The organism is Paenibacillus oryzisoli (assembly GCF_001653565.1).
Lineage (GTDB): Bacteria > Bacillota > Bacilli > Paenibacillales > NBRC-103111 > Paenibacillus_E > Paenibacillus_E oryzisoli.
The window spans coordinates 51,320-67,873 of sequence record NZ_LYPB01000071.1; the positions used below are offsets into that span (position 1 = coordinate 51,320).

The window sequence follows — 16,554 nt, forward strand, 5'->3', positions numbered from 1 at the left end:
CAAGATTACGATATTGGGGGCTAAATAATGGTAAATTCGAGCAGAATCGACAAAAAGTCTGCGGCCGCTTTTCAAGAAGCAAGGGGGCTGATTCCTGGTGGGGTGAACAGTCCAGTTCGTGCTTTTAAATCGGTGGGCTTAACACCTTTGTTCATGGAGAGTGGCTCGGGCTCGCGTGTAACGGATATCGATGGGAACACTTTTATTGATTATGTAGGCTCATGGGGCCCGCTTATCGTAGGTCATGCTCATCCGAAGGTACTCGAAGCCATTCAAGTGACGGCGATGAAAGGTACAAGCTTCGGTGCTCCGACATTGCTTGAAACCGAGATGGCGAAGCTTGTCATTGAACGCGTACCATCCATTGAAATGGTTCGCATGGTTAATTCGGGTACGGAAGCTACCATGAGTGCGTTGCGACTGGCTCGTGGATTCACGAAGCGTGACAAGATCGTCAAATTCGAAGGAAGCTATCATGGGCATGCAGATGCGCTGTTGATCAAAGCTGGGTCTGGAGTTGCTACACTTGGTTTACCAGACAGCCCTGGTGTCCCAAGCAGCGTGGCATCCAACACAATCACGGTACCCTATAATGATTTGGAATCTGTGAAGCTTGTATTTGAAAAGTTCGGAGAAGAAATCGCTGCACTTATCGTAGAACCCATTGCAGGCAATATGGGAGTTGTTCCTCCAGCAGATGGATTCTTGCAAGGTCTTCGTGACATCACCAAGCAATATGGCTCCTTGTTGATTTTTGATGAAGTTATGACTGGTTTCCGTGTGCATAAGAACTGTGCACAGGGGTTGTACGGTGTAACTCCAGATTTAACTTGTCTTGGCAAAGTGATCGGTGGTGGGCTTCCTGTAGGTGCCTATGGCGGCCGCTTAGACATCATGGAGCAGATTGCTCCTGCAGGTCCGATTTACCAAGCGGGTACGTTATCAGGTAATCCACTTGCTATGGCAGCTGGTTTCGCAACCTTGTCTTTACTAGGTGAGCCAAATGTTTATGATGAATTGGAACGCAAATCAGCTAGACTAGAAGCGGGCTTTGCTGCGAATGCTGCCGAGTTCGGTATTGCCAGCACGATTAACCGTGTAGGTTCCATGGTATGTCCGTTTTTCACAGAAGTAGCTGTCACTAACTATGACACAGCCAAAACATCCGATCTTGGTCGATTCAATGCCTACTTCGGCAACTTGCTAGATCTAGGTGTGTCGGTAGCACCTTCTCAGTTTGAGGGGATGTTCGTGTCTACCGTTCATTCCGATGCAGATATTGAAACGACGATCGAGGCTCATCGTGAAGCGTTGAAACGATTATAAGAAAGGAGCAGCCCTCCGTAGAATATACTACGTGAGGGCTGTTCTTATTTTAAAATATCAGAATTTATAAGTTTTACTTACTGAATTATGCTGAATTTCTAGATAAACGCTTCTGTCCTTCAAAGGACGGCGTAGCCGTTTATTTTGTGCGGAGTGATGAGTGTACGATGTACGGATGCTGATAAAGTTGAGGGGGGTTCTTCAAGGGAATAGATAAATTATCTCCAGTTAAATTTGCGATTTCTCAATCAAATTAAGAGATAGATGGAAAAAGTACAGTTAGTTACTTCCAATTTACTCGATCCCAACAATAGCGGCATTTTTACCTACATATTTTCCAGTTAATACAACTTCCTTCTGCTGACGTTCCCGCCAGCTCGCCCGCCGCGCGCTTTACTCGCTGAAGAGGAGACCACACACGTATAAAAAAAGTTAGCATCCGTTGAAACGGATGCTAACTTTCTATAAGTAAATTGCTGTTGCTCATCTATTTCAATTACTAGTTAGGTTTAACTGTTGATGAAGTAGACGTAGATGCGTTCGGTACAGTCTCCGTTCCATTCGTTGCTGGTTTCGGTGTAGTGCTAGGTGTAGGCGACGGTGTTGTCGTCGTCGTTGGCTTGGTACTACCCGTGTTGGTACCGGTGTTTACACCACCCGTATTCGTATTCCCACTACTAGGCGTTGGCGTTGGAGTAGGAGTTGATGTCGGGTTGCCTGTATTTGTTGGTGTAGGATTAGTTGTATTCGTTGGTGTTCCAGTAGACGGCTTATCCGTCGTGTTCGGTTTCGTCGATTCCGTGCTTGAAGGTGACGATGACCCGCCTGCTTTGACAGATTCTGATGTGTTTCCTGGTTTCGCTGATGGTGTTGGCGTTGCTTTCGGTGTTGGTGTAGGTAATTTACCTTGTGCTTTCAGTTCTGCTTGTTCTTTCAAGAATTCAGGGTGAGTTGAAGCACCGCCTGCATCAATCGTCGTCAAGCCAGCCCAGATGTTCTTCACTTCGACTTTCTCAGGATGATCGAATACTAAGAAAGCTGAAGGCAAGCGACGCTCGCCATAACGGCTCGACGGTTTGGTAATCAGTGCATTATTATAAACCATCTCAGAGGATGCCCCGCCATCAAGGAATCCAGCATTGATTACATCATCTTCTAAGAATAGATCCTGAACTTCTTTCAGGGTAGCGCCAACACTTGATGTTTGACGACCATCAATGACGATAAAGATAACTGTACCGTCTGCTTTTTGACCAACTGCTGTACGCGGTGCACGTCCCCATCCGCCATCACCACTAGTAATTAGCGGTTTACCGTTCGCGATTACACGCGGGTAGAAGGACACAGCTTCCGTGACACCGAGCTCTAATAAGGCATTAATGGTATATTTACCAATAATAAGCGTACCTTCTTTGGTAAATCCAACAATTTGTTGCGGGTTACTTCCCTCTTGGTCGGTATAAAGGATTTCGCCACCGGACATAATAGCACCGATTGGGGCAAATCCGTTTCCGAGGCCGTCAGGATCATTGAAGCCACCGCCATTGACGCCGGCAACAGCACCTGTTCGTTGAACCATAGCTGTAATTCGTTCACCCTCACCTTGTTTGGAAGGCACGACTACTCGGATTGAACGAGGATCATATACATACATGCGTTTACCCTTCCACAGGGTGCCGGAAATATCTTCTACTTTAACGAGACTTTCAATAGGACGATTGGTATTAAACTGGACTGCCTCTATATCTTGCTTCTCAATCGAGTTAACTTCGGTTAGATTCTGCATTTCAAGAACCATCTGGTCTCGGCGCTGTGCGCCTACGAAGATCCAAGCCCAATCACGATGCTGCGTTGTGATAACGGTTTTGGCCAAATACTCGCGAATGAATGTTCCAGGTGGGGTTAGAAATAGAAAGCTAGAACTTAAAAATGTACAAGCTGCAAGGATAAGTAACGTCCGCTTCAGCCAACTATAATTTCGAAAATGATTTGCAATTGAACTACCCAAGGTAAACCTCTCCTGCTCTATTAATAAAATGATAGATAATGTCGAAAAAAAACAATACAAGTATAATAGTATCATATTTTTGCATGCAAATGGTATTGGTAATTGTTAAAATAAAGTGTACATAATCCCTCTTCCTTAAGGAGCTCGTTCTACTTATGAAACGTTATTACTTTTTTGATTTCCCGATCGACCTCATGGCGATTGTTTTTGTATTTCTACTCATGCTGCTAGCAATCTTCCTATCGTTTCGTAAAGGTATGAAATCATGATGACTTGGTCGCGCGATGGGGAGTGGATGGAGTTACCGCTTCCCAATGAACAATGGAAACCATTGAAACCTGGTGCTGTGGAAGAACTGGCGACATATTTGCCTGTGCCTCGCAAATTTTTCTTGCGTTTAGCCTCTCAGGGGCTTATTCGCACGGACAATCATAAGATTCAGCTGAAAGTATTTCCGCAGGAAAAAGCTGTGTTTAAACCGGAATCTTACCAATTAGACGTTATATTTGAAGATGAGTTCACTCTAGTTGTGAATAAACCGGCTGGTAAGTCTGTCCACCCTGCTGAAGCCTCACAAGGAGGGACGCTGGCTAATGCGGTAGCTTACTATTATGAAGCGACAGGACAGGCATGCAGCGTTCGTCATATTCATCGTCTAGATAAAGATACGACAGGTGTTGTACTTTATGCCAAAAATGAATGGGCGCATGTCCTATTAGATGAAGCCATGCGTGAGAAGCAAATTGATAGACGCTATATTGCGTTGGCTCACGGAATTTTCAAAGAGAAGGAAGGATGGATTGATGAACCGATCGCCAAGGACCGACATGAGCCAGGGAAACGAAGAGTGGCCCCTAATGGGGATCAAGCGCTTACGCATTATCGCGTTCTTCAGCAAATGAAAGCTGGTGCGCTCGTAGAAGTGGAGCTGGAAACCGGCAGGACGCATCAGATTCGCGTTCATCTCAGTCATTTAGGACATCCACTCATTGGAGATACCTTATATGGGGGCTCTTCGCGATTGTTTGAACGGCAAGCACTTCATGGCGAAAGGCTAATTTATAAGCATCCGATTACGCAAAATGAGGTTGTTGTACACGCCCCGTATCCACTAGATTTCAAGACGTTGTTGGATCAAATGTCAAGGAATTAAAAATGTAGTCATGCCTGGCCTTATCCACCCATATACTTAGAGAGACAATCAAGTATATCACCCAACAATTCGGAGCTGCATGATGTTTCGAATTAACGGAAGGGAGGAACATTTCGGTGTCTGAACAACAACCAGGGTTACGTTTTGATATTTATGAACGTGTGCATTTACAGGATAATTTGGCGGCTATACAAGAATTGAATGAGGTAGAATTACTTCCGCATATTCAAGTAATAACGCTAGATGATCAAGCGATCCTGAAGGGGAATCTACTACTGACAGGAAACTATTTCAGTGAAGAAGGTGGGAGTCCTCGCACGCTTGAGCATTTGATTCCAGTCGAAATTACACTGCCTTTGAATCGTATTCATCGTGTAGAAGATATTCAGGTGGAAATTGAGAATTTCGATATCGACCTTTTATCTGCACGAAGCCTTAATGTAACAGGTGTTCTTTCTTTGCAAGGTGTAGAAATGGTTTCTGTACCGCAAGAAAGCTGGCGGGAGGATGAAGAGGTTACGTTCGTCCATCAAATTGAGTACCCACGTTCCGAGCCTATCATGCCTTACGCATCAGGACCTATACCTATACCAGCACCTTATGATCAAGAGCCACAGATTCCAGAAGTCCAACAAGCTCCACAAGTCCCACAAGTTCAACAAGTGATTCAACCACCACCAGCGCCAACGCCAGTTCTTCCTACGCCTTTGCCTACGCCAACTCCTACTTTAATCGCTGCTACACCAGAACCAACGGTGGTTGCAGCTCAGCCAGAAGCCATTTCGGGAGATGGCTCGATAGGTGTGGATTTTGAACAAATCGAGCTGAAAGTGACCCCGCATGGAGATAGTACCGTCGTTACAGAGGAGAAAAAGGAACTGAAAGTTGCCTTTGGCAAGAAGGCAGCGGACGCCGTGGAGGTTAACCCATATGGCATCAAATCGCTATTATCTAAGGCAGGCACGTATCTTTCCGACAAGCGGATTGCGGAAGCTGAGGCGCAAGCGGCTCTTGAGGCGGAATCGCGGGTAGATCCGGTAGAGTGGCGGCGATTATTCCTCCAGAGGGGATCGGAGTCGCAAGAGTTCAGGAAGCTCAAACTATGTATCGTGCAGAAAGACGACACCCTAGACTCAATCGCGAAGCGTTATCAGTTGACGACGCGTGAGCTTCAATTGATGAATCGTTTAGGCGATCAGGATATCGTGGTTGGTCAAGTTATTTATTTGCCCAAATAAATACCTATACATAGGCAAGAGCCTTTGGCTGCAGATCGCAGCTGGGGGCTCTTTATGTTGTGCCCTTGTATAAAATCTACCGTTTCGCCCAATACTAGAAAATAATCCTGAGAAGTGGGTTCGTAATTATTGACTATATGTCGATAATTCGATATCATATAGTGTAAATCATTTTCAAACCAACATATGGAATTGCAAGGATAGGGAGTAGTAGTCGGAACGCCCTTCAGAGAGTGGAACTGCAGCGCTGAGAGGTTCCTCAGGATACATCCGATCGAAGTCACCCTGGAGCAGTAAATGTGAGTGCAAGTGTGAGTTTCATTTCTCGCAGGCATTAGCATTTTCCGGTCGCAGCCGTTATCTGTTTAAGTGTCATGTTATTTGCTATTTGGGCAATTGCATGAAATGAAGGTGGTACCACGGAAGCTATACCTTTCGTCCTTTTTGGGGCGAAAGGTTTTTTTGTGTTTATAACAACTAGCCAGATATGGAGGTACTATGATGACCGAAACGAAATTACAAACGGAAATGCCTACAACGTATGACCCGAAAGAAGCGGAGCGCAAGTGGTACGACTACTGGATCAAAAATGAATTCTTCAAAGCAGGCAACCGCCCTGATGCAGAAACCTACACCATCGTGATACCGCCTCCGAACGTAACGGGGATGCTGCACATTGGGCATGCACTTGATTTTACACTGCAAGATATACTGATTCGTACGAAGCGTATGCAAGGTTTTGACACACTGTGGTTACCAGGTTCCGACCATGCAGGGATTGCTACGCAAACCAAAGTTGAACAAAAGCTTCGTGAACAAGGGCAAACGCGTTATGATCTTGGGCGCGAGAAGTTCTTGGAGAAGGTATGGGAGTGGAAAGAATTATATGCGGACACGATTCGTGAGCAATGGGCCAAAATGGGCTTCTCTCTCGATTATTCGCGTGAACGCTTCACATTGGACGAAGGGCTTTCGCAAGCGGTTCGTGAAGTTTTCGTAAGTTTGTTTGAGAAAGGTCTCATCTATCGCGGCAACTATATTATTAACTGGGATCCGGCGGCTCGCACAGCGCTTTCGGATATTGAAGTAGAATACAAAGAGGTACAGGGTGCCTTGTACCATTTGAAATATGAAACAACAGACGGTTCAGGATCCATCGTAGTAGCTACGACACGTCCTGAAACGATGCTTGGTGATACTGCGGTTGCTGTTCATCCGAAGGATGATCGCTATAAGCATTTGATCGGCAAGTCATTGCTGCTTCCAATTGTAAATCGTGAAATTCCGATTATTGCAGACGAGTATGTTGAAAAAGAATTCGGAAGCGGCGCGGTTAAAATTACGCCTGCACATGACCCGAACGATTTCGAAGTTGGTAAGCGTCACAATCTGCCACAAATTCTCGTTATGGACGAAACGGGAACAATGAATGCGAATGCTGGGCCTTACCAAGGGAAAGATCGTTTCGAGTGCCGTAAGCAAATCGTTGCCGATTTGAAAGAGCAAGGTGTTCTGATCAAAATCGAAGAGCACGTTCATCAAGTTGGACATAGCGAGCGCAGTGGCGCAGTTATTGAGCCTTACTTGTCGACCCAATGGTTCGTGAAAATGCAGCCTTTGGCTGATCAAGCAATTAAAGCGCAGAAATCAGGCAATGGTGTTAATTTTGTACCAGACCGTTTCGAGAAAACGTATTTGAACTGGATTGAAAATGTACGTGACTGGTGTATTTCCCGGCAACTATGGTGGGGCCATCGTATTCCTGCTTGGCATTGTGCGGATTGCGGTCAAGTTACGGTAACTCGTGAGGATGCGACGATCTGTTCCCATTGTCAAAGTGCGAATCTCAACCAAGATAACGATGTTCTAGATACGTGGTTCAGCTCGGCGCTATGGCCTTTCTCCACATTAGGGTGGCCGAATGATTCCGAAGATATGAAACGTTTCTATCCGACGAGTGTGCTCGTTACAGGCTACGATATCATTTACTTCTGGGTTGCTCGGATGATTTTCCAAGGTCTTGAATTCACGGATCAAATTCCATTCAAAGATGTGCTTATGCATGGTCTTGTTCGTGATTCCGAAGGACGTAAAATGTCCAAATCGCTTGGGAACGGCGTTGATCCGTTAGAAGTGATCGAGAAATACGGCGCAGATGCGATGCGCTATATGATTTCTACGAGCTCCACGCCAGGGCAAGATTTGCGCTTCCGTTGGGAACGGGTTGAGCAAGCTCGTAATTTTGCCAATAAGATTTGGAATGCTTCCCGATTCGCTCTAATGAATTTGGAGGGCGTTACCGCAGCAGATATCGATTTGACGGGTAAACTGGGCACAGCGGATCGTTGGATTCTACATCGCTTGAACGAGACAGTTCGTGATGTAACACGTCTAATTGACAGCTATGAATTCGGTGAAACAGGCCGTCTACTGTATAACTTCATCTGGGATGATCTCTGTGACTGGTATATTGAGTTCAGTAAACTGAGCTTATACGGTACAGATGCAGCCGCGAAGAAGCAGACACAATCGGTACTTGCATATGTTCTTGATCAAACGCAGCGTTTGATTCATCCATTCATGCCGTTTATTTCAGAAGAAATTTGGCAGCATCTGCCGCATGTTGGGGATACAATTACGCTCGCTGCATGGCCGACTGAGAATGCCGCTTTCGAAGCGCTGGATGCGATTCGTGAGATGGAGCTTCTGATGGAAGCGATTCGTTCCGTTCGTAATATCCGGGCAGAAGTGAATGTGCCCATGAGTAAGAAGGTTGAGCTTCTAATTAAACCAGCAAGTGCTGAGACACAGGACATTCTTAGCCAAAATGAAGAATATTTGAAACGTTTCTGTAACACATCCTTGCTTGAAATTGACCTTGCAATGGCAGCACCAGACAAAGCAATGACATCGATTATCACGGGGGCTGAGCTTTACTTGCCATTAGCAGGTTTGATCGATATCGCACAAGAGTTAACACGCTTAGACAAAGAATTGCAATCCTTGCACGGTGAAGTTGAGCGCATTGAGAAGAAGCTGGGTAATGAAGGCTTTGTAGCTAAAGCGCCTGCGAAAGTTATTGAAGAAGAGAAAGCCAAGCTGGCTGATTACGCAGATAAACGGGATAAAGTTATCGCGCGATTAGCGGAGTTAAAGGCTTAAGAACGTAAATTATACGATTGCCTAGGTTCGTCTACATGGTAATTCATATAGTAAAAGAGGATGAGAACAATGGATGAAATCAAGAATACGGCGGGTGAATTTCAATCCGCACAGGAAGCCATTGATTGGATCGTTGGACGGATGGAGAAGCTGGGTATGAAGCCTGGCCTCCAACGTATGGAACTGTTGATGGAGAAGTTGGGTCATCCTGAACGCAGGTTGAAGTTCATTCATGTAGCGGGAACGAACGGTAAGGGCTCAACTTGCGCTTACCTTGCTTCCGTGCTTGGAGCTTGCGGCTATGATGTAGGTACGTTCACTTCACCTTACTTGGTGAGGTATACGAACCGTATACAAGTCAATGGCGCCGATATTGAGGACGACGTACTACTACGTTTAGTGAATGAAATGAAGCCAATTGTGGATGAGATTGCAGGTACAGAGGTTGGTTCGCCAACGATGTTTGAGATTTCAACGGCACTGGCGATTCTATACTTTGGGAAAGTAGCTTATCCCGACTATGTTGTATGGGAAACTGGACTCGGGGGAAGGCTGGATAGCACGAATATCGTGAATCCAATTGCTACTGTAATTACGAATGTCGGTCATGATCATATGGACATTCTCGGGGATACCTTAGAGCTTGTAGCGGCTGAAAAAGCGGGAATTATTAAAGCGGGTGTTCCTGTCATTACGGCGGTGGAGCCTGCGGCGATTTGGAGCGTTATCGAACAAACGGCTAAGGCGAAGAAAGCAACGCTCTACTCCCTTGGCGATCAATTTTCGTTGACGGATGTGACGAGTGAGCTTGACCGTCAAACCTTTCAGTTTAACGGTCCATTCCGGCCGATTCCTGAGTTAGCTATTACATTGAATGGAGAGCACCAATTGAAAAATGCCGCTGTCGCGGTCATGACGCTTGAGGTTCTTCGCCAATATTACGCAACTATCGTGGATGATGAGGATTTGCAGAAGGGTCTTTCTGGAACCAAATGGCCAGGAAGATTGGAAATGGTTTCACACGAGCCGCGCATTCTCATTGACGGCGCTCATAACCCTGAGGGGGCTGCGACGCTAGCTGCAGCACTTCAGAACGTGTATAGTTATAAGAAGCTTCATATGATGATCGGAATGCTAGCCACGAAGAATCATACAGGCTACTTAAGGCATATACTACCATTGGTGGATACGCTCATTATTACGGAAGCCAATTTTCATAAAAAAGGGGATGCTTACGCCCTCGCTGAAATTGCAAACGGTCTGCTTCGAGAGATGAATCTAGAAGTAGATGTTGTCGTAGAACGCGATTGGAAGCAAGCGCTAACCTTATTAACAAATAGAACTGAGCAGGATGATCTGGCGGTCGTATCCGGCACGCTGTATTTAATTTCTGATGTTCGTTCTTGGATAACCTATCAAACCGATTCTGAAAAAGGATGGTGAGAACAGCGTGAATCAAGCAGAACACGTACATTTTATTGGAATCGGCGGATACGGCATGAGTGCCATTGCCAAAGTCATGCTCGAGATGGGATACCGTGTCTCAGGGTCAGATATTGCTCAGCAGGAGTTAACTGAGAAATTGAAAGCCAAGGGCGCTCAAGTCTTTATCGGTCATCAGGCAACGAACGTATCTGGTGCTGATCTTGTTGTATATTCAACCGCAATAGCCAAAGATGATGTCGAACTGCAAGCAGCAGAGCAGATGAACATCCCGATCATTCATCGTTCACAAATGCTGGGACGGCTGATGAATGAACGCAAAGGGATTGCTGTAGCAGGCGCCCATGGGAAGACTACAACCTCTTCCATGATTGCTTTGGTTATGGAAATTTGCGGTACGGATCCAACGTATATCATCGGTGGAGAAATAATGAATGTTGGCAGTAATGCCAAGGCTGGTAAAGGGGAGTATGTGGTAGCGGAGGCCGATGAGAGCGATGGAACCTTCCTGCAGTACCACCCAACTCTTGCGTTAGTGAACAATATCGAAGCGGACCATTTGGAAAACTATAATGGCGATTTCGAGAACTTGAAGAAAGCCTACAAACAATTCTTGAGCCAAGTAAGACCTGGCGGTAAAGCGATTGTCTGTCAGGACGATGAATTCCTGCGCGAGATGATTCCAGAAATTCAAAGTCAAGTGATTACGTACGGGATCGAAACGCAAGCGGATTATATCGCTCGTGACATCTCACTAGGTGATCGCAAGGTAACCTTTACAGTAGAGTCTAATGGGGCATCTTTAGGACAAATCAGCCTGTCCGTGCCTGGTAAACATAATGTGTACAATGCGCTTGCGACATTGATTACTTGCATAGAAGCAGGACTATCTTTCGAGAACATTGCGGAAGCGATTCAAGAGTTTCGCGGTGCAAAGCGTAGATTCCAAGTGCTGGGTGAAGTTGAGAACATCTTGGTCATTGATGATTACGCGCATCACCCTACAGAGATTCAAGCAACGATTTCCGCTGCCAAAGCAACGAGAAAGCGTATCATCGCCGTGTTCCAGCCGCAACGGTATACACGAACTTACTATTTGTTCGAGCAGTTTAGCCGCTCCTTCTTAGAAGCGGATGAAGTGATCATAACGGATATCTATTCACCAGCAGGCGAACAACGGATAGAAGGTGTTGACTCTGCTAAACTCGTTGAGTTGATACGAGGCAACAGCAACCCGAATGTGCAGCATATTGCCACACGTGACGAAGTACTGACCTATTTAATAGACCATGTTCAACCAGGTGACCTTGTACTCACGATGGGTGCAGGAGACATCTGGAAGGCAGCGGATGGGTTAGCGAAATCGCTGCGCAAGAAATACGAATCACATACCTAGAGAGAAGATCGCTTGAGCCGATGGGCTGGGGGCGGTCTTTTTTTCTTGAAGGAATCATAATATGGTCCTCTCTCTCATACTCTAGTAACAGAAGATTGGGACAAGATCACACGGCATTGTACCCGTTTCGGGCCATATATATGATGAGGAGTGAGAGAAGAGGATGAAAAAAGCTAGAATTACATATCGCTTCGACCCCAATGAAGGAACAGAATCGACACGCAGAGCAGCCAGGGTGCATGATCAAGAGGAGAATATCATTCCACTCTATCAAGAAGAGTTTAAAGTGATAGAGCCGAAGATAGATCGCAGCCCGAAGGAAGTAACACGATATGAGCAAGGGGAAAGAGAGCAAGTAGAATCACTATTTGAACCGCATGCGCTGAATACGTTTACCACTGATTTTGGAAGCTGGCATAGCCAGATTGAATCGGAAGGAGAGCGTGTGGAACGAATCATTCGGGAAACCCAAATATCTCGTGAGGGGCAGAATCCACCACTTCCAACAACGGTTATTCGACAAGAGAGAGAGCCAGAGCCGGATCCGGATCCGGAGCATCATCGAGAGGAATGGTCAACTTGGACTCCCAAAGAACCCTACCGGGACCCTGGGAATGAAACGCGTTATGCGAAGTCGTCTGGGGCGCCGTGGATTCGTATAGCCACATCAGTGGCAGGGGCAGTGGTAACGGGAATCGCATTCGGTTTCTTCGTGCTCTCTATGTTCTCCTCAGAGCGAGATACTACCACGATCGTAGCGACAACAATTCCGAGTAAAGTTACGGTGGCATCACCCAATACACAAGGATCTGCCTCCACGACCAAAACACAAACAGGTACGGGCGATGTCGCTTTACCTGCTACAACTGCAGCTGTCACTGCCGTGCAAATTCCTGCTAAATCGTATACCTTCTTGCAAAATGGGGTGTTCAGCTCGCTTCAAGGCGCTCAAGCTGTTCAAGATACGCTCAATAAGAAAGGACTTGCTTCTGCGCTGGATAATTCCGATAAGCTTACTGTGTTTGTAGGCTTTGCTAAGACGAAGGACGATGCCATCGTTTTGAAGCAAGGTGTGCAGGCTACGGATAAAACGATTGAGGTGTTTATGAAAAATGTGGATTTTCCGGCAGTAACGGGTATTCGTTGGTCTGGGGCAAAGCCGGAGTCCTTACCGAATTATATTGCAGAGGGTGACAAGCTTGTGACGGCAATTAGTGGTCTGACACTTATCCATTTGGCGGAGACGAAGCCAACGGCGCTTACAGATGTCTCTTTACAGTCCATTCGTACTTCCCATCAGACACTAATTACGCTGGGGACAGCACTGACTAACGGAGCGGGAGATGATGTTAAGCCGTTGCTGACGAAGATGACAACTGCGCTTAATAGTGCTGTTCAATCCATGGAAGAATATAAGAAAACACCGTCTCAGGCACTAATGTGGCAAGCGCAATCTGCTTTAATGCAGTACATTATTGCGCAGAAAAATCTACTGAAGACTGTTAGCGTAGCATAAAAAGAAAGAGGCTGTCTCAATAGTCTATATAGACTTATTGAAACGCCTCTTTTTCGCTATTTAGCAGTAAATAATAAAACGACTTCCCGTAATTTAACTGGATTTTCTCCATCTATTCGAAACGGATTTAGCGAATTCTGATGATTAATTGTATTTCTTGTAGTTAAATTCCTTCAAATGTACCGATTTTTCAAATTTCATAGAATTTACCTGTAGTTTTTCCATCTAATCACGAAAATACCTCAAATTCAATCACATTAGCTGTAGTTTTTCCATCTAAATGCGATGCAGCAGTGGGACAACTATTTTCTTCATGAGGTTTAACAGCCGGCGTGTGACCGAGCACCTCGCGCCGGAGGGCGCACGCGGTGCGAAAAAAACTGTTATTTCGTGATGTATCGATCGAGCATGGCTGCAATCTCAGCCCTTGTCATGGTTCGATCAGGCTTAAAGGAAGTGTCCGATATACCATTAATAATGCCTTTATCCTTCAAAGTTAGGATAGCTGAAGCGCTCCACATGGACTTCGGTACATCATCGAATGCGGCTGTATACGTTGGTTGTGGCGTTGGTGAAGTCATTTGCAGAAGCTGATTGAATAAATAAGCAACTTCCCCGCGTGTAATCGCTTGATTCGGACGAATCGTACCGTCGGCATACCCTTGTAGTAAGTTTAACTTCGCCGCTTTGGCAAAAACGCCGGCTGCCCAATGGGTAGGAGATAAATCCGAATAGCTTTTCGATGGGGTAGCCCCGCAGCTGTACACATTGGCAGTTACACTACCGGTTGAGCTGCAGATAGCTGGCAGCTTGTCCAAGGTAAATACACGATCCATCAATGTGAGGAACTCTGCTCTCGTCAGTGCACGGTCTGGTTCGTAATTGTTGCCGACCCCTTCGATAATCCCTTTATTCTTCATGCGAAGAACAGAAGATCGGGACCAATGTACAAGCATGTCGGTAAAAAGAGGTGGTTCATAGCTGCTAATTCCATTGGCGATGCCAATCGCCATTTTAGAACGCATTGCACTGCTAGCAAGCAAGGCTGCATCACCCGAATTCGTGAGAAAAGCCGTTTCTACTAGAATACTCGGAATGGTTCCCATTCGGGCAACGTAGACAGCGCTTGGCGTCAGCCCCAAGTCTTTGGTACCGGCTTGCGCAAGTAATCCATCCTGCACACGCTGCGCCAAATCTTTACTGTAAGGCGTTAACTGCGTCATTTCACTGCTTGCTGGGTAATCTTCCTGTGGGTACGCGTTATCATAGTAAAGTACCATAGTTCCGTTGGCTTTGGGGCTCGAATGCGCGTTGGCATGAATGGATACGAATAAGTCAGCCTGCTGTTCGTTCGTGAAGGCGACCCTTTGTGCGAGTGATAAGAAGGTGTCGTTGGTTCGTGTCATGACGACTTCGTAACCGCGATCAAGTAGGGCTTGTCGCACCTGTAACGTGATGTCCAGATTGACATCTGTTTCACGGAGTCCGCCAACACCGATTGCGCCGGGGTCACTTCCACCATGCCCAGGATCAAGCACGACCTTGTAAGCGAATGCATGATAAGGGAAAGAAAATGTGAGTAATAAAGTGAACAGAATAAATCGTTTGAGAAGAGTCATAGTTGAATTTACCTCCGGTAATTATCATACTAGGATTGGTCTAAGCTGTAAGCAGGTAAGAATCACCAAGGATGATTTCACGCATGGGCTGTTTATTTGACATGGAAAAAAGAGGTCAATCCTCGTATAATAGGCTTGTACTTATACAGAGAGGATGACAGGAATGAAAAAAAACACGTTTACTCTAATCATTTTTCTAATCGTCGGGTTAATTACCGGGATTATTATCGGTCAGCTGCTGGCGCCTGTTCCTGCTCTCTCATTTCTAACTAAATCGGTTGAAATTTCTTGGGAACCGAAAGCGGATTTACAAGTTGTGAAATATCAATTCGACCTTTTGGTGAAGCTAAACCTATGCAGTATTATTGGATTAGTAGGAGCATATCTCCTATATCGGAAACTCTAGTGAGTTTATGAACGTTATAAACGTAGGATTATTTAGGAGGTAGCGTACGTGCAAACCAAAGAAGATCAAAGACTTATTCTTGCTTCATCGTCACCTCGGAGGCAGGAGCTTATCCAATCATTTGGATTACCCTATATTATTCGTGTAAGTGACGCGGATGAGACCGTCGAACAAAAAATAACGCCAGCGGAGCTCGTTGAGCTGCTTTCTTTACGCAAAGCGGGGACAGTTCGAGATATGTTAGAGACCCAAGATCAGCATGGTATTATCATAGGCTCTGACACGGTTGTTGTGTATAACGAGGAAATTCTGGGCAAACCGATCGATGAGCAAGATGCGTTCAGGATGCTGAAAGCACTGCAAGGGCATACACACCAGGTGTATAGTGGTGTTGCTTGCGTAGATGCAGCTACGGGTCAAGAAGTTGTCTCTCATAGTGTAACTAATGTACGGATGAAGCCCATGACGGATGAACAAATTCTGCGCTATATAGCTACTGGGGAACCCAAAGATAAAGCGGGATCATACGCAATTCAAGGCATAGGCGCTACGCTAATCAGCGGAATTGATGGCGATTATTTCACAGTTGTGGGACTTCCACTTTCCTTGCTAAGTGATTTACTGCTGACATTCGATATCCAAGTACTGTAACTTCATTTCCAACCCTATCCATTCTAGTCCAAAATAGGGTAATTAGATTGACTGTGCAATCTGTAACGGTTACAATGACAGTAAGCGACATGACTTCGCATTCTTCTGGGAGGTACCTGCCATGAACAGCGAATTTACAATTGCCGTCCACAGTCTTGTTCTATTAGCACACTTACCTGATCATATGGCAACTAGTGAAGAGATTGCAGCTAATGTATCAACGCATTCTGCCCGTATTCGTAAAGTTATGGGATTTCTTCGAAAAGCAGGGTACGTGTCGACGAAAGAAGGCATTGGTGGCGGATTTATACTGAGTTGCAAGCCTGAGGAAGTCACACTCGGGGAGATTTATCGTTTGACATGTCAAGGTACTTTGAAGCCGAGCTGGTGCTCTGGTGATGAGTCCAAGCCTTGTATGATATCATCCAAGATGGATCGATTGATGGGTACAGTTTTCAACGATGCTGAGAAGCAGATGGAAAATTACTTTGAAGGTCATACAATTGGCAGTATGCTAGAACAAATCAGGGCATTTGAATGCCCGAAATCGAATACAGAATCTTTATCCTAGAAGCCCTCGGATCTAACAGTCCGGGGGTTTTATGTCGTTTTTGGGGCTTATATACCTATGCATGG

General features: G+C 45.7%; 12 protein-coding genes and 1 other annotated feature. Of the genes, 10 read left to right on the top strand and 2 right to left on the bottom strand.

From position 1 onward, the window contains the following. Positions 1 to 27 precede the first annotated feature (27 nt). Entirely contained in the window at positions 28 to 1,326 is a 1,299-nt protein-coding gene (gene hemL / locus A8708_RS16815) for a glutamate-1-semialdehyde 2,1-aminomutase (protein ID WP_167355899.1), read from the top strand. 499 nt (positions 1,327 to 1,825) lie between these two features. On the opposite strand, the gene A8708_RS16820 is transcribed toward hemL, so the two are convergent. Then, the gene (locus tag A8708_RS16820) at positions 1,826 to 3,334 is read right to left on the bottom strand and encodes a phosphodiester glycosidase family protein (RefSeq protein WP_068665447.1); all 1,509 of its coding nucleotides are present in this window, start codon (positions 3,332 to 3,334) and stop codon (positions 1,826 to 1,828) included. A gap of 265 nt (positions 3,335 to 3,599) precedes the next feature. Here A8708_RS16820 and A8708_RS16825 point away from each other — a divergent pair, with 265 nt between their 5' ends. The 6 genes from A8708_RS16825 to A8708_RS16850 all read left to right on the top strand — a co-directional run bounded on the left by A8708_RS16825 (position 3,600) and on the right by A8708_RS16850 (position 13,242). After that, positions 3,600 to 4,487, top strand: a complete 888-nt coding sequence (locus tag A8708_RS16825; RefSeq protein ID WP_239696730.1) for an RluA family pseudouridine synthase — start codon at positions 3,600 to 3,602, stop codon at positions 4,485 to 4,487. Positions 4,488 to 4,603: 116 nt separating this feature from the next. Then, positions 4,604 to 5,725 carry a LysM peptidoglycan-binding domain-containing protein gene (locus A8708_RS16830; protein WP_068665449.1) on the top strand — a complete coding sequence of 374 codons (1,122 nt, stop codon included), beginning with the start codon at positions 4,604 to 4,606 and terminating at the stop codon, positions 5,723 to 5,725. A 188-nt stretch (positions 5,726 to 5,913) separates the two neighbouring features. Continuing rightward, positions 5,914 to 6,171: a binding site (T-box leader), on the top strand. A gap of 55 nt (positions 6,172 to 6,226) precedes the next feature. Next, the gene (locus tag A8708_RS16835) at positions 6,227 to 8,887 is read left to right on the top strand and encodes a valine--tRNA ligase (RefSeq protein WP_068665451.1); all 2,661 of its coding nucleotides are present in this window, start codon (positions 6,227 to 6,229) and stop codon (positions 8,885 to 8,887) included. Positions 8,888 to 8,956: 69 nt separating this feature from the next. Further along, the gene (locus tag A8708_RS16840) at positions 8,957 to 10,330 is read left to right on the top strand and encodes a bifunctional folylpolyglutamate synthase/dihydrofolate synthase (protein WP_082927579.1); all 1,374 of its coding nucleotides are present in this window, start codon (positions 8,957 to 8,959) and stop codon (positions 10,328 to 10,330) included. Between the two features lie 7 nt (positions 10,331 to 10,337). Then, positions 10,338 to 11,726, top strand: a complete 1,389-nt coding sequence (gene murC / locus A8708_RS16845) for a UDP-N-acetylmuramate--L-alanine ligase (protein ID WP_068665455.1) — start codon at positions 10,338 to 10,340, stop codon at positions 11,724 to 11,726. Positions 11,727 to 11,889: 163 nt separating this feature from the next. Then, on the top strand, positions 11,890 to 13,242 hold the full coding sequence (locus A8708_RS16850; protein ID WP_068665457.1) for a hypothetical protein: 1,353 nt from the start codon (positions 11,890 to 11,892) through the stop codon (positions 13,240 to 13,242). 383 nt (positions 13,243 to 13,625) lie between these two features. Here A8708_RS16850 and A8708_RS16855 read toward each other — a convergent pair whose 3' ends face one another. Next, positions 13,626 to 14,861: an N-acetylmuramoyl-L-alanine amidase gene (locus A8708_RS16855; protein ID WP_068665459.1), complete on the bottom strand. Its 1,236-nt coding sequence runs from the start codon at positions 14,859 to 14,861 to the stop codon at positions 13,626 to 13,628. A gap of 163 nt (positions 14,862 to 15,024) precedes the next feature. Between A8708_RS16855 and A8708_RS16860 the strand changes: the two genes are divergently transcribed. From A8708_RS16860 to A8708_RS16870, 3 genes are all read left to right on the top strand, one after another. After that, positions 15,025 to 15,267, top strand: coding sequence for a DUF4321 domain-containing protein (locus A8708_RS16860; protein ID WP_068665461.1), 243 nt, complete (start codon positions 15,025 to 15,027; stop codon positions 15,265 to 15,267). A 48-nt stretch (positions 15,268 to 15,315) separates the two neighbouring features. Further along, positions 15,316 to 15,918 carry a Maf family protein gene (locus A8708_RS16865; protein ID WP_068665462.1) on the top strand — a complete coding sequence of 201 codons (603 nt, stop codon included), beginning with the start codon at positions 15,316 to 15,318 and terminating at the stop codon, positions 15,916 to 15,918. Positions 15,919 to 16,039: 121 nt separating this feature from the next. Beyond that, a complete protein-coding gene (locus A8708_RS16870; RefSeq protein WP_068665464.1) occupies positions 16,040 to 16,489 on the top strand; it encodes an RrF2 family transcriptional regulator in 450 nt (149 codons plus the stop codon). Positions 16,490 to 16,554 lie beyond the last annotated feature (65 nt).

Coding starts and splice junctions, on each gene's coding strand:
- A8708_RS16855 (WP_068665459.1), bottom strand. CDS start 14,861: ATGACTCTTCTCAAACGATTTATTCTGTTCACTTTATTACTCACATTT.
- A8708_RS16835 (WP_068665451.1), top strand. CDS start 6,227: ATGACCGAAACGAAATTACAAACGGAAATGCCTACAACGTATGACCCG.
- A8708_RS16840 (WP_082927579.1), top strand. CDS start 8,957: ATGGATGAAATCAAGAATACGGCGGGTGAATTTCAATCCGCACAGGAA.
- A8708_RS16860 (WP_068665461.1), top strand. CDS start 15,025: ATGAAAAAAAACACGTTTACTCTAATCATTTTTCTAATCGTCGGGTTA.
- hemL (WP_167355899.1), top strand. CDS start 28: ATGGTAAATTCGAGCAGAATCGACAAAAAGTCTGCGGCCGCTTTTCAA.
- A8708_RS16850 (WP_068665457.1), top strand. CDS start 11,890: ATGAAAAAAGCTAGAATTACATATCGCTTCGACCCCAATGAAGGAACA.
- A8708_RS16825 (WP_239696730.1), top strand. CDS start 3,600: ATGATGACTTGGTCGCGCGATGGGGAGTGGATGGAGTTACCGCTTCCC.
- A8708_RS16870 (WP_068665464.1), top strand. CDS start 16,040: ATGAACAGCGAATTTACAATTGCCGTCCACAGTCTTGTTCTATTAGCA.